Genomic DNA, 19,323 nt, shown 5'->3' on the forward strand with positions numbered 1-19,323 from the left:
GGCCGCGTGGACGAGGAGTAGGCGGACACAGCTGTTGCCAGTTTCGTTTTTGAACGCGCAGCAACAGGAGGTTCCTGGTCGTTCAAGGGGAGTGTTCAGATGCACACTGCTCGTTAATCCGGTGAGCTCGGTCCCAGTCAACCTGGCGTCGCCAATCCTGAGACAGGGTTCTATTGTTCTCTCATAGGCTTTCAAACATTGGTAGGGGTTCTGATGGGGGACACCAGCAAACGGTGCTTGGCCCATTTACGGCAAAACGCTGTGCAGACTTTCAATGGTACTAGTGGGACGTTCGCTGCCTTGCCGGTGCTGGACCATTGACAACTATGTTGCAACTTGATCAGGCCTTTCACCTTCACCGTTGGTTGCTTCGAGTTGCGGAACAGAATCATCTTTAATTCGAAACCACAGCAGTCCAGCCTGCGCACCGCCAGAAGACTGTGCTAGAGCTGGGAAGCGCTAGAGGCGGACATGCTCCAAACACCTAACCAGGAGCAGTGATTGCGAATTGCTATTGAGCAATTGCCGCTGCAGTCGCAAACACATCCGCCGGCATTGGCCGGTGCAGCTTCCATGTGATCGCAATCGGTTTCTCCCCAGAGTGCTGAACGTAGTCCACCTGGCCCAGGCAAGTGTAGGGGACTGTCAGACCGGTCTCATCGTCCGCCGTGTCCCGCGTGAAGATCAGAACACTCGTACCATGTGAGGCCCGGTCCACGTACCGCCGCCCTGTTGGACTCTTTGGAGACGTGGCGTTCTGCGATTCCCAGTGGAACAGCTCGGGGCTGATCGCGTAGTCCTTGTACATCGTCGTCGCCGAGTGCTTCTTGTCATCCTTGTTAAGGGTGACAAAGAAGGCATCGGTGGAAGTTGCAGGGCACCAAGCGACGCCCTCCCGGTGCTGGACGTTCTTGCCCTGTTCCAGCGAGCCGTACTGCAACGCGGCCAGAACCTCCTCGCGCCGGTAGGTGGCGTGCGAGAGCAGCGGAATGTGCTGCAGACCCGCGCCGAGGCTCTTCGCCGCATGCTTCGATGCCGCCACTCCAAGCTTCACGACCTCGCAAATTTCGCGGCACACAAACTGGTAGCCGCGCAGGTGGTCCAGGCCGTCGTCGTACGTTGTGAATCCGCCGCCGTCATCCCACAGCGTATAAAAAAGCATGCGGGCAAAAGCCTTGTCGCGTATGCCAAGCTCCGCGTAGCGGGGCGCGTCGGGAACCACCAGCATCGAATAGGCGGCGGCGCGTTCCGGATCGTCCACGTGAATCAGCGCGGCCATGCGGCCCAGCAGTTTCTTCTCCTCCGCGTCCGACAGCTCCTCGAGCTTCCCCCGCAACACGGTCTCCAGCGGTGAAAGCCCCTCGATGAGCCCTGCCTGCCGGAGGTAACCGGTCCATGAGTCCTTGGTGGAACGGTAGATCGTCTTCACGTCGTTGCCGGACCGCTCCAGATAAGCCTCCAGCTCAATCTCGGCGTACGAGGCAATGTCCCGGACCAGCTGTGGCCGGTTGAACCGGAGCTGTACCTTGATGCTGTCCAGCACCACCTTCTGCGCCACCCGGTCCAGCACGATGTGCGAGCCGGAAGGCAGGTACGGGAATTCGTCCTCGACCGCCTTCTCCAGTTCCTTTCGGCCGTAGCCTGTCAGCGCGCGGTAGCGCAGATCAAAGCGGAACTCACGGCGCTGCTGGCCGATGAAGTCCAGGACCGTCAGCACCGCCTTGCCGTCCGCACGCCGCAGCCCGCGTCCCAGCTGCTGGAGGAACACCGTGGCGCTCTGCGTGGGCCGGAGCAGCAGGATGGTGTCCACCTGCGGCAGGTCCAGGCCTTCGTTGAAAAGGTCGACGGCGAAGATGCAGTTGATCTCCCGTTGCCCCAGGCGCCTGAGGGCATCCTCGCGGTCAGCATTGTCAGTCGTGCCGTCGACGGCCACGGAGGCAATGCCCGCCCGGTTGAAGACCTCAGCCATGTAGTGCGCGTGCTGCACCGAGACGCAGAAGCCGATGGCCCGCATCTGGTCGGTGCTGGTGACCTTGTCCCTGAGTTCGCGGATTACTTTCGCAGCACGGGCGTCGTTTCCCGTGTAGAGGGCACTCAGCTGGGTGGTGTCGTAGTTGCCGCGTTTCCATTCCAACTGGCTTAGGTCGACGTCGTCCGAGACGCCGAAGTAGTGGAAGGGCACCAGCAGGTCGGCGTCCAGGGCGTCCCATAGACGCAGTTCGCTGGCGGTTCGGCCGTCGAAAAATTGCTTGGCGACGTCGACGCCGTCCCCGCGTTCCGGTGTAGCAGTGAGCCCGAGGAGTTGCTGCGGCTTGAGGTGGTCGAGCAGGCGGCGGTAGGTGGGCGCCATGGCGTGGTGAAACTCATCGATGACCACGATGTCGAAGAAGTCCGATTCAAGCTGCTCTATGCCAAGGGAAGACAGCGACTGGACCGACGCGAAGATATGCTTCCACGCTTGCGGCTTGTGGTCCCCTACGTAGAGTTCACCGAAGGCGCCGTCCTGCATGACGTCGCGGTAAGTGCGCATCGCTTGCTTCAGGATTTCCTGCCGGTGGGCGACGAAGAGCAGCTTTAGGTCTCTGCCGGCAGATTCACTCAGCCGCTTGTAGTCCAGCGCTGCGATGACGGTTTTTCCGGTACCGGTGGCGGCGACCAGGAGGTTGTTGTTGAAGCCCTTGAGGCGCTCTGCTTCCAGGTCCTCCAGCATCTCCTCCTGATGCAAGAACGGCTGAACCTCAAGCCCAGTGGGAGCGTCCGGGGCCGCGGTGCGACGTCCGCCATTGCGTTCCAGTGCAGCGTCCAGCTTCTCGCCGTCGCGTTCTGGATCGTAGCTCTGGAAGGCCCGCTGCTCCCAGTAGCTGTCGAAGGTAACCTCGAACTTCTGCAGGAGGGCAGGCGTTGCGACGGAACTAAGGCGGACGTTCCATTCCAGCCCGTCGAGCAGCGCGGCCTGACTCAGGTTGGAGCTGCCTACGTAGGCGGTGTCGAATCCGGTGTTACGGCGGAACAGCCAGGCCTTCGCATGCAGCCTTGTGGCCTGGGTTTCGTAGCTGATCTTCACCTCGGCCCCGTACCTGTTGACGAGCACGTCAATGGCGCGGCGTTCGGTGGCGCCCATATAGGTGGTGGTGATGACGCGAAGTTTCACGCCGCGGCCTCTGAGCTGCTCGAGTGCCGGCTCGAGGAGCCTGATGCCGGTCCAGCGGACGAAGGCGCAGAGGAGGTCGACGCTGTCCGCCGATTCGATTTCTGCGCGCAGTTCTGCTGCCAGGTTTGGGTCCTCGTTGCTGTTGGTCAGGAGCGCGGAGTCGCTGAGTCTTGTCGTGGGACGGCGGAGCTGGCGACGCTTGAGCGCATCCGGGCGGTGGAGCGAGTGGAGCACCGTGGGCCCGTCCGCGATGCGGTCATTCTGCTGCAACGCTTCGAGTAGCCGGTTGGCCAGGGCAACCCTGTCCGCAGGGCGTGCGTCAGCGAGAGCGTCGCGAACGGCGTCGGCGACATGACGGGAGAGGATATCAGGAGTGTCTTCGTCTTCCACGTCCGCGAACACGGGCTGGAGTTCTGCAGCGCGGCCCAAACGCTGACCAAGTACGTCCGTATTCAATAGTTCGTACAAGCCTTCGGGCAGCTGCCCTGCCGCTGCCACTCCCCCAATGGAATTAGTCACTTCGCCAGGTTAGCGTGCAAAACCGCAATCGATGCGGAAGACCATTCAAGCGTCGTGCACTCAGGATTGCACTGGGTGGTGGTCTAATGATCCTTGGCCGGATCGGGCCGTTACATGAAAACAGGAGTTCTCGAGGCATGTTGTCAGAAGAGGTAGATACCCCGAAACAGAACTGGTTCGTCGGAGCGTTTTTCTCGGATCGGGACCCCCAGGACCAAACAGGCCCTTCGCAGATGAGCATGGTTAGGGTCGTCTGAGGCTGACGCCGTAGTTGTGCCGCTTATAGTGCGGCGTGGTGCGGGAGGAATGACGCCACGGCCTCTTTGAATCGGCAGCGACCAAGCAACCAATAGCCAACGATCCGGTTTGAATACAGGTCCTTGATCGCGCCAGGTAGAGCTTGCCCTCCGTAGTGGGGTGCTCGGTGATGTCCGCGACCCACTTCCTATCCGGTGCAGCGGCGCTGAAGTCCCGCTTGAGCAGGTCATCGTGGACCGGCGGACCAGCCTTACGACCTCCGACCCGTTAGCGGTGGTGGATGACCGAAAGGATGCCATTAGCCGAGCAGAGCCGCCAGATCCGGCGTTCGCTGGCCACCTTTTTATCGCCGGCGTTGAGTTCGTCGGCGATGAACCGGTAGCCGAATGCCGGGTCATCGGCGTGGACGTCAATCGCAGCGTTGATGAAATGTGCTTCCCCCCATCCCGAACCGAGACGGGGTTGGACTTCCACTTGTAGAAGGCCTGTTCGGAGAAGTTCAGTACCCGGCAGGTCACCGCGACGGGAACACCGTCAGCGGCATAGTCAAGGACCAGCGGGAACATCATTTTGGGTTGATGACCCTGGACAGATACGCAACTGCCCGGCGCATGACTTCGGCTTCCTGTTCCCTTGATGCGCTTCTCGGTCCGTGCGGAACAAGGCCGCCAAATGGGTCTTCGAAGCCCTCGAACACGTCACCGCGGTGTTCCCCTTCCCCATCATCGGGATCGACTCGGACAACGGCTCCGAGTTCATCAACGACCACCTTCTCGCCTACTGCCACGCGCACCAGATCACCTTCACCCGCTCACGGCGGGGCAACAGAAACGACGGCGCCCACATCGAGCAGAAGAACCGGGCACGAGTGAGGGAACTCGTCGGCTACCTCCGCTACGACACCGCCGCGGAACTGGAGAAACTGAACGAGATCTGGGAACTGGACCGCGTCTTCACCAACTACCTTCTACCCCGGCAGAAGCTCCTGGAGAAACGTCGGCACGGTGCAAAATCACCAAGAAACACGACGCACCCGCGACCCCGCACCTGCGGGCGATCCGCCATCCAGCCACGCGTAAACGCCCGACCATCGGCATGAACGCCGCCTTCAAACGCATCAAACCCGCAGCCCTCTCACGGCAGATCCTCGCACTAACAGCCCAGCTCGAAACCCTCTCCCGGGCAAAACAGCCCGCCGCCGTCAAAACCGTCAACAGGGCCTGGAACAACTGACCTTCCCGGAGGCTTTTCAATGAGGCAACGAAGCAGCCATCCGGAGGTTTTCGCATGAGGCAACGAAGCACTTTTCCCGGAGGTATTGCAATGAGGCAACAGGCCAAACCTTCAGCAGTCCCAACATTGCTCGCGGCAAGTACGAAGGGTTCAATCTCTCACTCGCCCCGCCAGTAGAGATGAGCGAACGACGCAAAGCAGCACTCAATGCGTTTGATCGGGAACAAGTCAGCTTGGGCTCCAAGGTCTACACGCACTAACGGCTAGACCCCGGTGGGGTTGGACTTGAGCCAGCCCCATCGGGCTGCATATTCCCCTCGCACCTTTGGCATAGCGATAAATATCCCCCCGCGTTCCTATTTCCACGCCTGGGATTTCTGCGACCCTGCCTGAGGAGACTAGAGGAGCGTTTGGCGGTCAGGATTGGGGTCCCTGAACGTCTCCCGGAAAACCATGGACCTTCATCGGCAAGCGGCATGACTTTCCCCGACAAGCGCCGAGTGAGGTCTTTTAAGGATCCGGGACGGGGGGCCAATCCTGCGGCTCAACATTTGCCGGCTTCAACGTCAGATCCTTGTTCCAGTCAAAGGTAGGAGCTGGATCCCACGTCTTCGGTTTCTTAAAATCGACCTTGCCACCGCCAAAATCCACTTTTACAAACAGAGTGTTCTCTCCGGTGAAGCTCGCTCTGTTGAACCCGGTGTTCTTCCCGGTGAAGCTCGCCTCGTTGAAGCCAGTGTTCTCCCCGCTGAAAACCGCCCAGTTGAACCAAGTGTTCTCCCCGCTGAAAACCGCCCTGTTGAACCAAGTGTTCTTCCCGCTGAAAACCGCCTCGCTGAACCCGGTGTTCTCCCCGCTGAAGATTGCCTTGTCGAACCGGGTCTTCTTCCCGCTGAAGACCGCCTCATTGAACCAAGTGTCCTTCCCGCTGAAGATTGCCTTGTTGAACCAGGTGTTTTCCCCGCTTAAAACCGCCTTGTCGAATCGGGTGTTCTCCCCGCTGAAGCTCGCCTCGTTGAACACGGTGTGCTCCCCGCTGAAAACCGCCTTATCGAATCGGGTCTTCTCCCCGCTGAAAACCGCCTTGTCGAACCAGGTGTGCTCCCCGCTGAAAACCGCCTTATCGAATCGGGTGTTCTCCCCGCTGAAAACCGCCTCGCTGAACCCGGTGTTCTCCCCGCTGAAAACCGCCTCGTCGAACCGGGTGTTCTTCCCCCTGAAAACCGCCTTGTCGAATCGGGTGTGCTCCCCGCTGAAGCTCGCCTCGCTGAATCCGGTGTTTTCCCCGCTGAAGATTGCCTCGCCGAACAGGGTGTTCTTCCCGCTGAAAACCGCCTTGTCGAACAGGGTGTTCTCCCCGCTGAAGACCGCCTCGCTGAACCCGGTGTTCTCCCCGCTGAAAACCGCCTCGTCGAAACGGGTGTTCTCCCCTCTAAAGATTGCCTTGCGGAACAGGGTGTTCTTCCCGCTGAAGACCGCCTTGTCGAACAGGGTGTTCTCCCCGCTGAAGACCGCTCCGTCGAACCAGGTGTGCTCTCCGCTGAAGACCGCCTCCTTGAACCAGGTGTCCCCTCTGAAGATTGCCTGGTCGAACTGGATGTTCTCCCCGCTGAAAACCACCCTGTCGAACAGGGTGTGCTCCCCACTGAAAACCGCCTTGTCGAACCAGGTGTTCTCCCCGCTGAAGGCCGCCTCATTGAACGAAGTGTCCTTCCCGCTGAAAACCGCCCCGTCGAACCGGGTGTTCTTCCCGTTGAAGACCGCCTCATTGAACGAAGTGTCCTCCCCGCTGAAGACCGCCCCGTTGAACCAAGTGTCCTTCCCGCTGAAGACCGCCCCGCCGAAATCAGGCTCTTCAAAATGTGACCCGGTGAAGTCGAAGTCGTTAGAGGACCAGGAGATGGTTGCCCTCTTTTGCAGGTGTGCCGTAATGACGCGCACGACGGTCTTGCGTACTTCCTTGTCGTTCTGGCGGTACTGGAACCGTAGTTCCTCCTCCAGGCCTCCAACTCGAATCACCGGCATTTTTAGTGTGCGGCCAGACTGATGGTTGTTTCCAAGCTCCGGAGAATAAGGCAACCGGAGATAACCGCACAGCACATCTATGCACTGCTGCCGCTGGAGCTTGGATGTTTGGTCGGCAACACCTGCCATCGCGTAGACGCCGGCCATTCTCACTGCCACGTCGGCATTCCCGAGCTGGGCGGCTGCTGCACCGAAACGTTCAACGAATCTGCCCTGCTCAAGATCGCGTTGCCGCCGGTACGCCACAACAAGGGCGACAACGCCTCCAACACCGGCAGCAATTGTCAGTGCGATCTTTGTCAGATCTACTGGCGGCGTTGCTTCATTGCTCACGTTCAGCAGAGGTGCTAAGACCTTTGCTGCGAGAACAGCGATACCAATGGCTCCAGCAAGAGAGAACACCGTGGCCAAAGACAGATTTATGTTCCGCATCCTTAGCGCTTTTAACCAACCGTATACGCGCGGAAGATGATCTCTCCACAACTCTCGGCCCTTATTCAACCAAGTCCGCATGCGCCCCTCATGATCTTTCCGGTTGCAGAATTTCTAATGGGGACTGTAAGAAAAACGGTGTGTGAGGGTCCGGCCTGATCCGACCCCACACACCGTTTTTCTTACAGTCCCTTCTAATGCGGAAGTCACGCGTCCCCCGATTACAGCGTTCTGAATCCCCAGACTAGCGGTTCGATGTCTTAACTAACGGTTACGCTTCAGCGCGTGGTGAGGCATAACGTGGACGCGGTAAGGCTGCTGCTGGGGATACTGCGGCGTCACATTGAAGCCCGACTCGGGATGATTCTGACGCGACAAGGCCTTGGATAGGTGAGAGCCAGCTAGGCAAGCCCGTCGCTCTGGAGGCTGGAGCCGAACTACGAGAACCGGCCGCACAGCATGAGTCGGGCCACTGAGATGCGACCCCGCCAGTTACTCTTCGTGCTGGCGCGGGCTTGTCGTGTTGCGATACTCATCATTGTCTCGACCAGCTGCGATATCGAGGCTAGTGAGGCGGTAGGTCTCGGCGACGAATTGCTCCAGATCGCAGGCAGCGACGCGTCACAGTCTCCGCCCGCCGATCTAGATTGCGCATCCATACAAGGATTTAGATAAGGCTCAGCGCCAAGTCAAGCAAATCAGGCGGGCTATGGATGAAGGGCGGAACATATCCGAGGTTTCATTTGGCTTCTGGCATCAACTTGTATCCAAAAAGCAAAAGTTTTTGTGGCCCGACCTTGTGGGGGCGTTCCCCCAAATGCCAGGACGGCATCAAACCCCAAACAGCGACCTCGTGGGATCACTGCGTTTGTCCCGAAACCGGATAGGGCATCACCACCGGATCTGGTCCGTTGACATCGGAGCAAAGCAGCGCGAGATCCTGAAGCTCGCAGGCTATATCGACCTCGAGCTAGCCTTGTGGATCAAGGACAGCAGTCGCGTCTACGAAGTACTCTCCCGCCGACCAGTAGCTTGATTACCGGCTATGGGCCGTTAGCATCGACGGCGTTACGCGCACCCACATCCCAGCTGCAGCGAAGTGACCCGAGCAAGGCTAGTGAACTCCAGGGTTACCATCGGAGCATGGATTCTGGTCTTCTTACCGCAGCCATTACGGCTTCTTTTGCTCTAGCCGGTTCTCTTTTGGCGTCATTGATAGCCGCTGTGGCAAGCCTAAAGACGCAACGAGGCCAAGCCAAAAATAACGAAGAGTTGATACTTCTGAAGAACCGCCTAGACACGGACAGCAGAGATCGTGAGCGGCAGTTATCGGGGAAAGCCGAACTGGACAAACTTCGGGAGCCCTTACTGAGGGCAGCAGAGGATCTTCGCCAGCGGATTTGGAATATCCGCGAAGATAACTTCCTGACTTATCTTCATGGCGCCGACGCGCATCGAAGAGAACTTGCCCTCTTGGGGACGATGCACCGTTTTGCTAGGTATTGGGCGTGGCAACAGCTTCTTTATAGCCGCGTGCATCTCCTTCAGTTCGAAACTGACCAGGACACAAAAAACGTGGGGAAACTCGTCGGATCCATAGCAAGCAGCTTCGCGACCGACAGGTATTCTGACGGCCTCTACCTTATTTTCTGGCGAGAAGAACAGCGAGCTGTGGCAGAACTAATGGTCAATACACAGACAGATAACTCTATCCCCGAGGTAACTGAATTCGCCTCCTTTGCTCGGCGTTACAAGGAAGACGAGGAGAGGGAGTCCCAGGTTGACTTCGCGAGATGGCTTTCAACATTTTCAGAAGACCTCAAATCGGAAAAAGTCATGAAAAGTCAGCGATTGAGCGAACTCGAAGCGAAGCTGACCCGCTTAGTCCAAGAACTCGAGACGGGACGCACGGGCAGCTTGCGACCGGAAATCAGTGACCAAAAACTGCCGGACTTGATTCAGTAAGCGGTTATATGGCGGACGGTAGAGGTTGAGACCACCGAAGCGTTTTCGGTAGCACTTAGGTCAGAAGGCGGTACAAACTGTTAGGGGGTTTGCGGCGTCGACTACGTCGGCTCCCGGCCGGCCCGACGAACATGAGCCGCAGCCTGTGCTCCATAGGTGGCCAGCCATCCTAGCCAGTCCCTCATCAATAGAGACAGCAGGCGTCCAGTCCAAAAGTTCCCGTGTTTCGCGCTGATCAAACCAATGCGCACTGGAGAACTGCTCGGCGAGGAACCAGGTCATCGGCGGCTCCTCTTCGCGTCCAACCCAGCTCCACAGCTTCTCCACTACCGCTCCCGCCGTCCGTGCCGCCACGCCGGGCAAGGGCCACCACGGTGCCGGGATCCCACCCGCCGCGGAGATGCCTGCCAGCAGTTCGCCCACCGGGCGCGGCTCACCGTTACTCACTACCAGGGCTCTGCCGTGGACGTGGTCCATGCGGTGCAGTGCGACGACGATGGCCGCGGCGGCGTTGTCCACATAGGTGGTGTCAATCAGGGCCGCACCGGCGTCGAGCAGCGGCAACCGGCCGCGGTTGGCGCGGGCCAGGACTTGCTCCACCAACTGCGTGCCGCCCGGGCCCCAGACGATGTGGGGGCGCACCGCTGCCACCCTGAACTCCGGACCGTCCGCCGCCAGTGCCAGCAGTTCACTCTCAGCCACGGAGCGGGAATAGGAGCCGTGCGCGCGCTCGGGGTCCGCGGGTTCGACGCCCAGTCCGGCGATGGCGGCGCCGGAATTGGCCACGGACGGCAAAGACACGAACACCACGTCCCGCACCCCGGCCGCGCGGGCGCAAAGAAGCAGGCAGCGGGTCACCTCGGCGTTCACCTCGCTAAGCTGCGAAGCGCGGCCCGCGAAGGAAACCTTGGCTGCCAGATGGATGACCCCGTCGGCGCCGTTGACTGTTGCCCGGGCGCTTCCTCGTCGGTGACGGACCACCGGCGTCCGTGGCGCCGTCGACCCCTGAGGGACGACGCTGGAAGGTGGTGACATCATGGCCCTGGCGCACCAGCAGCCGGGCGATTTCTGCCCAAAGCAGGCCGCTGGCGCCGGTGACCAGGACCCTCACGGCTTACCCGGCCGACCGCCGGCCAGCACCCGCGAAGCCCAGCGGGACAGTCGGGACCTGTAAATCTTCGCGTTGTGCCGGATGTCCGTGGGGTCGGGCGGGGACTACGAGGACAGCGGAGACATGAACTCCTGCGCTTAGGGCCGGCTGCCGTACCTTCCCGGCAAGCTGCGGCGCGGCAGGGCCGGCCTTCCGGACAGGAGGAACGGTCTCGACGACGGCGACCACTGCCTGGGTGCCTGCCGGTCCGAAACCGGTGGCCGCGGCCAGCCCGACGCCGACCGTGCGCTCGATGGCCCGCTCGGCGCCGACCGGCGTTACAGCAGCACCAGGAGCGGTGACCACGTGGGCGAGGCACCCCTCTACCCAAAGCCGTTTTCAGGCCACTACTTCGCCCCTACAACCTTCTTTGCCGGAACATCGGGAACGACTCCCGCACCCGCTCTATGGTTTCCAGCGAGACCTCTACCGTCCGCACACCAGCGGCCAGCCCGAGGTCAGCCTCAATAACCCCCATGGGATCCACCAGCACGCTCCGGCCCACCGACGCCGGCGGTGCCTGGCACACCCCCGCCACGTACACGCTTTTCTCGATCGCACGCGCGGAGTTCAGCGCCAGCCACTGCTCCGTCTTGTGCTCGCCCGGCACCCAGGACGAGCACACCAGCAGCACCTGGGCGTCGGCCAGTGACCTGGCGAGCTCGGGGAAGCGCAGGTCGTAGCAGGTCATCAGCCCGAACCGCACTCCCCCATGCTCGAAAACCACCGGGGCGGTGGACTCGCCCGGCTTGATGAACTCCGACTCCCCGAAGCCCTGCGCGTCGAAAAGGTGGATCTTCCGGTAGAAAGCCAGCCGGCCGCCGTCGGGCCCGAAGGCCACCAAAGTGTTGTACGCCCTGCCCGGCTCGTCCGATGTTTCCACCACGCCCGCCACCAGCGCGATGCGGTGGCGTTGGGCGATCACCGAGTTGACGGCAGACTGGCCCGTCCAGCGGCTCGGCCGCCGCCGGAAACGTCGCGTCCACCTTCTTCTTCTCGTAGGTGGAGTACTCCGGGAAGGCGACCAGCGCGGCGCCATCACGCACTGCCTGGGCGGCGAACCGGTCGATCGCAGCCAGGTTGGCCCGGATGTTGGCACCCGACTCCAGCTGCCCCATCGCTATCCGCACAACTATTCCCTCCCTCGGCCCGGCGGCCAGACTACAAGCTGGCAAGTGTCGGGCGGCTGCCTCGGCCGTCGCCTTCTCCGTGGCCGTCATCTCCGGTGGCGAGGCCTTGAACCCGCGGGTGATCAGGGCCAGGACCACCACGCCCAGCACCAGCCAGGACACCCCCAGCGTAATGGCGTTGCTGTCCAGCCGGGAGAGCAGGTAGGCGCAGATGACGGCGCCGATCACCGGGACCACCACGTAGGACACCGGGTTCAGCTGCTGGCCGGCCCGGCGCCGGCGCACGTAGTGGAACACCACCGAGGCTTTCACCAGCGTGAAGGCGGTGAAGGCACCGAAGTTGATGAACGACGTCGAGGTGGCAACGTCCAGGAAGATCGCGATCAGGCCCACGATGCCGGTGACCACCAGGTTCGCCACCGGTGTGTGGAACTTCTCGCTCAGCCGGCCGAAAACGGCCTTGGGCAGAACGGAGTCGCGGCCCATCGCGTAGAGCAGGCGGGAGGCGCTGGCCTGCGCGGCGAGGCCGGAGGCGAACTGTCTCACATGCGCTCGTCGCCTGCCGCACCGAGCGCCGCCTGAAGATCGATCGCGTGCCTACCCGTGAAGCGGACTTTGACGCGCTTGCCGTTCAAAATCAGCGGAATCTCGACGCCTCCCTGGCCCTCCTCTATCTCAGTGTTGGCCAAAGCATCGAGAAGTACCTCATTCCTCGTTTCGCGTGCGTACTTGTAAAGCGCTGCACACAGCGGGCACAGCGCCACTGCATTGGCCATGTGGACCTGCTTGCGGGCGTTTACAAAGCGGATAGCTTCGAAGTACCACTGACCGCTTACTTTGAATGGGAGCGGCTTGTGGCACGTCTGGCAAAACATTTCGCCTTGGTCTGTCGTGTACTGCCCGCGCAGGTATCCCTTAGATTCGACAGCGGCCTGACTCTGCCCATCAACAACGCTTCGCAACCGCAATTGGGTCTGGTGATCGGGGGCACCGATGGCGTCTTGCGCAGCCACTGTTGACCGCCGCCTCGGGTCGTTGGAAGCCGATTCAGGAAAGCGTCGGGACGCCGCCCGCTCCCTGATGAGGTCCCTGAGTTCGGAGCTAGTCAGTCCTGCCTCTTTGGCCTCACGCAGGACGTCGATGCCGTCGTCTGCGAGGCCTTCTTCCCGGAGGAAATCACTGACGCCATCGGCCTTCTGGCGCTGCTGGACGGCATCGGCACCAAAGTCGAGTTTATGCACAAGAGAACTTGTGCTTGGCCGTTCCCAATCGCCAGGAAGGTCATCAATCGCCACCTCTCTGGGGAATCGCAAGTCGCCGTTCTTATCGAGCACCCAGGCTTTGGACTTTAGTCCCTGCGCCAATTGGGATTCGAAGGTATAGCGACGCGTGCTGTTGTTCGCTCGGTAGACTGCTCCAGCCTTTTCCCCTTTGGCATTTACGACCGTGTGCCAAAGTGTACGGATCAAGTCGTGGTCACCTGACTCGACTATCTTGTCGAGGCTTTCGATGTCCCAGTCCACCTTTTCGGTATAGGCACTGTGGCGGTTGTTGATCCACCACTGCCGTTTCAGCTGCGGGTTCTTGAACACATCACAAGACGTGATGCTGATGCCAACGATGGAACCCGCGAGGTTTAGGAAGTCCTCGAACCCTTCGATTTCGAGGTAAAAGCCGGCGACTGGGTACGGTTTGCGGAAGTAGGTAAATTCACCAGTGGACGGGTAGAACAGCTTGACCCGCGGGTACAGTGACGAGAGCCCAGTTGTCCGAAAGGGAACGTCAAGGTAGGTCTCACGAGGAGAGACCCACCGTACTGAATCGTCGGGCTGAGGTGAGGCGAGAAAAGGCACGTTTGCGAATAAGCGTCGAGCAGAGTCCCGGTTTGAAAGGGCGTGACGTGCGAAAGCCCTGACATCGTCGAGGTGCTTAGTAATCCTATCTCCGTCCGGCGTGGGGCGGTTTGGTGTTTTGTATGCGTTCAGTCGAGCCTCGATCCTCGCGGTTTCGTCCCACCTGCGAACGCCGGCGGCGTTGTAGAACGCCTTCAAGTTAGTAGAGCGTGCTTGGTCTTCGTCGTCGTCGAAGTACGCGAGTTCAGTTGGAACGCGAGCCTGGACGTTGTCGTTGCGGCTAGAAGGGAGATATGTGTCGGGACCCTTTACATGCTCGGTCTGACCGCGGCGCACTAACCGGACAAGCGGGATCGTTTCTAGCCCGCTCAGTTGACACAGAGAATGTCCTCGCCCCAGTAGTTGGTAGAGGTTCGCCACCGCACCGTCGCTTTTGGCTTCCAGCCACTGGAGCCATTCCTCTACCAAGGAATCGTCTGGGCCGACGTCATCGATGAGGCTCAGCGCGTCATCCAGCTCGGACCAGTTGAACTCGATAGAGTCAAGCCCTGCAAGGAACTTTCCGGCACGACCGTCGCGGTCACGTATCCAACGCAGTACTTTGTTAGTCGCGATTCCGGCCATCCAGCACAGAAATGACAGATCATCCTCGGCCAGCCAGTTTCTGAACTCGCCGGGACTGGCGACGAGTGACCTAGCGGGCGCATACCCACTACCGCGCGCAGGGGTGATCTCGAGTTCGTTAAACGCTTGCACGACTGCGTCCCGGATGAGGTCATAGGGGTAACCGACTGGGTCGTCATTGTTGGGTAGTGTTGCAAGAAAGCTGTCCTCGATCAGGCCCTGACTACACAACCACGGCAACGCGTCGACGACCAGCGCCGCAATGTCCTTAACAAGCTGGATGTTCTCGGGCTCATCGCGAACGCTGTCGCGGGCCACTGTGGAGGCGAATGGCGCATGAATGTGGAACCTCAGGCCGGACGATTCCTTCACGGCCGGGAAATAGATCGATACGTCGCCTTGGTCGAGGGGTACTATTCGGCGAGTCGGCGTGCTTTTCGCGTCCTTTCCATCCTTCGGATTCCCGCGCTTCGGCTTCACCGCTGCGGCGGGTTCAAGTCGGAACGCCGCTGCTACGGAAAGTGCGTTGGAGTGGTTGTGTTCAACGCTCGCCACGCCGACGAGGCGCAACCATTGGGATTCGGCGAAATTGTCACCTTCGGACTTCAGAATTTTGATGACATGGTCATCGAGATCCTGGCGTTGGATGATTCCGGGAGATCCGTCGGGAAGGGTGTAGGTCACCGTCGTAATGTGGTTGAGGAAGAGCAACGTCTTCTCGTCAAGTTCTTCAAGCCCCCGCGTCACCTCTTCAACGGCAACATTGGCTGGCTTCTCTTGGCGATTGAATGGAAATTGGAAGCTGGTCCAACCTAGCGGGGCGTGGCCGTCAATCCGCTCGTTTACAAAGAGGTCCTCGATGGCAAACGAGTACGTACCAGATCTGATTTCGGGCCGACTAGTGTACGAATAGACCGCTTTGAAGCCGACTCCGAACTTGCCGATCTGGGTGGGGTCATCCTTCTTCGTGGAGTCACCGATATTCGTGATCGAGTCGATGTCGTTCAGTGAGAAGGCTCGTGAGCCGTTGTGGCGCACTTCAAGACCCCAGTCATGCAACTCGAATTCGACGACGGTTGCATTCGCATCCTCGGCGTTTTGAAGCAGCTCGTATATGAAGTGGGCGTTGTCAGGGTACAGCTCCGAGAGCAGCCGGCGAATGCCCGCCTCAAAGCCCTTCTTCTTCTTGTGAGCCTCAACTATGGCGCGCCCAGCGGCCGCAATACTCTCAAACGTGGGATCAGGCACCACTAACGACCTCGACGATCCCAGAGCAGAGGAGTGAAGTGGTGACATCGCTCCGTTGGATGCCTATTTCGAGCTTCTTACTGCGGGTTTGAAAGTCATCTTCGAGCGAGCGTAGTTCCGACTCCCGCATCCGGCGAATGTTGTCGTGAGACGCCTTTCCGATCTGGTCCTCAAGGAGTTGGACTCGGGCAAGGTGAGTCGTAGTCAGCGATGCCAGCTGGTTCTCGATATGCCCGCGTGTTCGATCCAAGTGCATCGCTCGTGAATCAGTCCACGCCTGGTAGTGCCGTTCATCGAGGTCAGCAGCAGCATGCGAGGCTGCGGACGAAGATGAGTCCACGGCCTCTACCAGGAGACGAGTTAGCTCCTCGGAGAGTGTCTGATCGGCGGTGGTCACAACCACTTCGAAGTCATCGCGCGCCCCTAGGTATGTCCAGGCATGAATAGCAAGCGGGTAGAACCCGGAGGGGACAACCGTCGACTGCACACGCAGAGCCACGGTCGTCTCAGGGGCAAAGCCCTCCTGCTGAGCTGCCGCCGCACGTACCAGCTCGTGCACTGGCGACAAGAGTTCAACCTGGTCGCTGTCAGCCAGACTCGGGTCGAAGGTGAGTCTCCTCGACTGATCTGTTCCCAGGCTCAGCCATCGTTGCCACTGCGAGCCACTCTCGGATGCGATCGCCCGGGCATCCTCCAACAGGATGGAGCGGACATCCCTGTTTGGGCGTAGCAGTGCCACCGGACGCTCAAACAGCGAGTCCGCTCGGTCGTAACCGAGGTCATGTAGGTACCGCTGCACCAGGCGGGCCAGCTGACCAGACGCGAGCCATGGGCTGGCAGCCTGCTCAACGCCCTCGGCATCGAGCTTCCTCAACGGGAGACCGAAGAGGGCACTTTCGCGCTCCTCCAGCTCCTCTTGCTCCTGAATTCGGCCGATTCTGTTGTCCGCGAGCTGTTGCAAGCGGGCCTCGCGCTCAGGCTCAGACAGCTTCAGATCTTCGCCGATCTTCCGTATCTCCCGCGTGAGCTCGCCGAGGATCGCTTCGCTGCCGCCGAGGGCCCGCTGGAATACGCCGATCCTTGCTAGGCACCGCTCGAAAATGAGTGCATCGACGGTGCCGCTAACAATCAAGTTCTTGATCGCGATCGATTCGCTCCGCTGCCCACGGCGATCAATACGGCCGATGCGCTGCTCAATTCGCATCGGATTCCACGGGAGGTCGTAGTTCACGAGGGCATCACAGAATTGGTAGTCCAAACCTTCAGTGCCAACCTCGGACGACAGCAGAACATCGAGGGCATCGGGTTCGCCTTTGTCCCTTGCGAAGCGAGCACGGAGATCGCGTCGCTCATCGTCGGGGACTCCGCCATGAACGAGCCCTACCCGGGCGCCCGTAGATTCTAAGTGAGCGAGTAGGTAACGGAGAGTGTGCCGGAAGGTGCTGAAGACCAGAAGCTTATTGTTGGGCAGCCGTTTCTTTTCTTCGACGTAGCTCAAGAGTCGTTCGCGCTTTGGGTCGTCCTTCAAGGCCGCAGCGCGCGCAGCGATCCCCCTGATCTCAGCTACGAACGACTCCAACATGGACGAGTCCAACTCATCTACTTCGACATCGGCCTCGCTCAGCTCCTCCGCGGAAAGCTTGCGCTGGAGGAGGTCCTCGACGAAAGGCGCCAGCCCGTTTAGACAACTGGCCGCCTGCCGTTGCAGGGTCGAAAGCACGAAGTCAAGTGACTGACCATGACCCTTGCGTGTCGAGATGCGTCCGGCAAGGTCCAGCAGATCCCCGTGAACTCCTGCTTGATCGGGCGTAAAATCAACTTCAAACGTTTCCGACTTGCGCGTTGTGAAGGAACCAATATCCCGGCGACGCGTTCGGTTGATGAGACCGGAGAACGTGTTGAGTGACTGCGCGAGTCGCAGAGCTTTGACGCGCTCGTGGTCCCCGACGTGCTCTTGGTCCAAGAGGTCGCGGATTTCCTGTGTCCGAGGGTTCGTGCGCAGGACTCGGCTTCCCCACGGTGTCTCAAGCGCCCCCGCCAAGGCATCCAGCGCATCGTTCTGCCAGTCGTCCCCCGCGATCCTTACAACGCTCTCAACCTTAGCGAGGTGGGCATTGGGCTCGCGCATCAGGTCAAACGTCTGGTTGTCGACAAACGTGTCTGGCCGGAGCAATCGTAGAAGGGTCCGCAGATCCTCGCTGCCTGTCTGGATCGGTGTCGCGGAGATGAGAACGGCCGCTTCTGCGGAATCAAGAAGATGTCTTACGACCCTGTGACTCCAGGTGTCACTGTTCCGAACGTGGTGCGCCTCGTCAACGATCACTAGGTCGAACTTGACCGGAGGGAGGAGTGAAACCAGCCCTGGTCGAGGCCTTCGCCGCGTTTCATCGCCGAGGAGGAGTTTCTCGTCAAGCAACGAGTACGGGAGGATTGCTTTCCTATATCGCGCGGGCCAACGGCCCTCAGCTCTGGTTTCATCGATGCAATGGCGCAGCATCTCCGTGTCTAGGTGCGCGAAGTCCTCGTCAAACCGCTTCAGCTCGGTCCGCCACTTGTTCTCCACGACCAGCGGCTTGGGGCAGATCACCAAAATCGAGTCGAGCCGCTGGCGGGCCTGCAGCTCCTTGATAATTAAGCCCGCCTCGATCGTCTTGCCGACGCCGACGTCGTCCGCAATGAGGAGGCGCGGGCGGTCGGCGTTGATCAGCTTCATGACGGGTCGGTATTGATAGGGCTCGTACTCAATGCGGCCAGTGTTGAGCGAGTAGAGCCTGTTTACTGAGGGATGTAGAACATGAGCTGCTGTAAGCCGTGCCGTGAGCTCCTCGGCCCCGATATGCTCGCCCGATTTCGTTACAACGACTTCCACCTGTGATTCGAAGTAGGTCTGCATTATCTGTCCGTGGAAAACGGTCAGTCGGAGTTGTGGGCCTGTGTTGTCGACATGGGTCACCACACCTGTCAGTTCCGGCCGCGCCTTGACCCGGACGATGGCTCCCGGCGCGAATCCCAACAGCAAGGGTGGCTCGGCGGCAGGTGCGGAGTCGGACGCTACAAGCGGTGCAGGAGCGAGTCGCGTCAGGGCTGTAGTCCTGGCGCTCGCGAGTCGCTCGGCCTCTGAGCTTCCTGGGTCAAGAGCATTAGCTAGGAGCGCGAGTGTGTCCAGGTCTCTGTAGGCGCGATCCAAGCTGGGCTCGCGACCCGGTGCATCGTGGGCCCAGCGATTTCTGACGCTGGAGGCTTCCTTCAACCAATTACGGTCGTCCCATTTGACTAGGTTCTTCCCTTTAAACAGGTCCCAGTTTTGATCCACAACCCGGAGCACGGCTGCGACATCGAGCTCCGCCAGGCTCGACCAGCCGTTCTCATCCACCAATGCTCGTTGCTGATACGTCAGTCTGGTTAGGACGCCCTGATTCCACCAGTCCGGCCCCAGAGCGGGGAGCTCTCGCTCCAAAAATCTGCGCACTAGGACGCCAAGTGTCGCCAAGTGTTCACGCACGTACTACCCCCAAGCTAAAGTCAGCAGTCGGCACAAGGTTAGCGATGGTGAGGGTTAGCGACAGGGGCCGACACGCAGATGAAGGCCGCCGAGCCATATTGTGTCAAGTTGGCGCATACGGCTGCGGGTGCCCAAGAAGTAGCCGCAATACACTGGGCTGTTTCAGGTTAGCGCTGCCATCGGGTAATTCAGAAAAGCGCAGACGTCCCCGCCAGGGCTCGACCACCGACCGG

At 60.1% G+C, this 19,323-nt stretch carries 9 protein-coding genes and 5 pseudogenes; 4 read left to right on the forward strand and 10 right to left on the reverse strand.

The annotated features are described in order from the left end of the window. Positions 1–511: 511 nt before the first annotated feature. Together G6R19_RS12525 and G6R19_RS20425 are read right to left on the reverse strand one after the other, a co-directional pair. On the reverse strand, positions 512–3,631 hold the full coding sequence (locus tag G6R19_RS12525; protein WP_275898068.1) for a DEAD/DEAH box helicase: 3,120 nt from the start codon (positions 3,629–3,631) through the stop codon (positions 512–514). A gap of 379 nt (positions 3,632–4,010) precedes the next feature. After that, a pseudogene (locus G6R19_RS20425) lies at positions 4,011–4,559 on the reverse strand (IS3 family transposase); the annotation flags it as partial. A gap of 21 nt (positions 4,560–4,580) precedes the next feature. Here G6R19_RS20425 and G6R19_RS12535 point away from each other — a divergent pair. Beyond that, entirely contained in the window at positions 4,581–5,027 is a 447-nt protein-coding gene (locus G6R19_RS12535) for a hypothetical protein (protein WP_205484392.1), read from the forward strand. Then, positions 5,024–5,161, forward strand: coding sequence for a hypothetical protein (locus G6R19_RS20240; protein ID WP_205484393.1), 138 nt, complete (start codon positions 5,024–5,026; stop codon positions 5,159–5,161). Before G6R19_RS12535 ends, G6R19_RS20240 begins: the two co-directional genes overlap by 4 nt. Positions 5,162–5,671: 510 nt before the next feature. On the opposite strand, the gene G6R19_RS12540 is transcribed toward G6R19_RS20240, so the two are convergent. Next, complete coding sequence (locus tag G6R19_RS12540) at positions 5,672–7,618, reverse strand: pentapeptide repeat-containing protein (protein WP_163165420.1); 1,947 nt, start codon at positions 7,616–7,618, stop codon at positions 5,672–5,674. 1,143 nt (positions 7,619–8,761) lie between these two features. On the opposite strand from G6R19_RS12540, the gene G6R19_RS12545 reads away from it, so the two are divergent. Beyond that, the gene (locus G6R19_RS12545; protein ID WP_163165422.1) at positions 8,762–9,583 is read left to right on the forward strand and encodes a hypothetical protein; all 822 of its coding nucleotides are present in this window, start codon (positions 8,762–8,764) and stop codon (positions 9,581–9,583) included. Positions 9,584–9,643: 60 nt separating this feature from the next. Here G6R19_RS12545 and G6R19_RS12550 read toward each other — a convergent pair. The 4 genes and pseudogenes from G6R19_RS12550 to G6R19_RS20550 all read right to left on the reverse strand — a co-directional run. Continuing rightward, positions 9,644–10,694 (reverse strand): annotated as a pseudogene (locus G6R19_RS12550) (NAD-dependent epimerase/dehydratase family protein). Continuing rightward, positions 10,691–11,069 (reverse strand): annotated as a pseudogene (locus G6R19_RS12555) (hydrolase); the annotation flags it as partial. The pseudogenes G6R19_RS12550 and G6R19_RS12555, both read right to left, overlap by 4 nt. A 22-nt stretch (positions 11,070–11,091) precedes the next feature. Then, positions 11,092–11,658 carry a nitrilase-related carbon-nitrogen hydrolase gene (locus G6R19_RS12560; RefSeq protein WP_275898066.1) on the reverse strand — a complete coding sequence of 189 codons (567 nt, stop codon included), beginning with the start codon at positions 11,656–11,658 and terminating at the stop codon, positions 11,092–11,094. 58 nt (positions 11,659–11,716) lie between these two features. Further along, a pseudogene (locus tag G6R19_RS20550) lies at positions 11,717–11,851 on the reverse strand (amidohydrolase); the annotation flags it as partial. Here G6R19_RS20550 and G6R19_RS20430 point away from each other — a divergent pair. Further along, entirely contained in the window at positions 11,823–12,068 is a 246-nt protein-coding gene (locus tag G6R19_RS20430; protein ID WP_240341882.1) for a hypothetical protein, read from the forward strand. The pseudogene G6R19_RS20550 and the gene G6R19_RS20430 sit on opposite strands and share 29 nt — an antisense overlap. A 50-nt stretch (positions 12,069–12,118) precedes the next feature. Here the strand turns inward: G6R19_RS20430 and G6R19_RS20435 are convergent. The 3 genes and pseudogenes from G6R19_RS20435 to G6R19_RS12575 form a co-directional block, all read right to left on the reverse strand. Further along, a pseudogene (locus G6R19_RS20435) lies at positions 12,119–12,349 on the reverse strand (Putrescine importer PuuP); the annotation flags it as partial. Positions 12,350–12,405: 56 nt separating this feature from the next. Further along, a complete protein-coding gene (locus G6R19_RS12570) occupies positions 12,406–15,588 on the reverse strand; it encodes a hypothetical protein (RefSeq protein ID WP_240341861.1) in 3,183 nt (1,060 codons plus the stop codon). Then, positions 15,581–19,090 (reverse strand): SNF2-related protein, encoded by a 3,510-nt coding sequence (locus G6R19_RS12575; RefSeq protein WP_163165426.1) that lies wholly within the window; start codon positions 19,088–19,090, stop codon positions 15,581–15,583. The genes G6R19_RS12570 and G6R19_RS12575 overlap by 8 nt, the downstream gene beginning before the upstream one ends. Positions 19,091–19,323: the final 233 nt, after the last annotated feature.

It is taken from the genome of Arthrobacter sp. Alg241-R88, assembly GCF_900537115.1.
Classification (GTDB): domain Bacteria; phylum Actinomycetota; class Actinomycetes; order Actinomycetales; family Micrococcaceae; genus Arthrobacter.

Bases quoted from the DNA above. Each gene is read 5' to 3' on its own strand.
- G6R19_RS20240 (WP_205484393.1), top strand. From the start codon at position 5,024: ATGAACGCCGCCTTCAAACGCATCAAACCCGCAGCCCTCTCACGGCAG.
- G6R19_RS12540 (WP_163165420.1), bottom strand. From the start codon at position 7,618: ATGCGGAACATAAATCTGTCTTTGGCCACGGTGTTCTCTCTTGCTGGA.
- G6R19_RS12545 (WP_163165422.1), top strand. From the start codon at position 8,762: ATGGATTCTGGTCTTCTTACCGCAGCCATTACGGCTTCTTTTGCTCTA.
- G6R19_RS20430 (WP_240341882.1), top strand. From the start codon at position 11,823: ATGTTGGCACCCGACTCCAGCTGCCCCATCGCTATCCGCACAACTATT.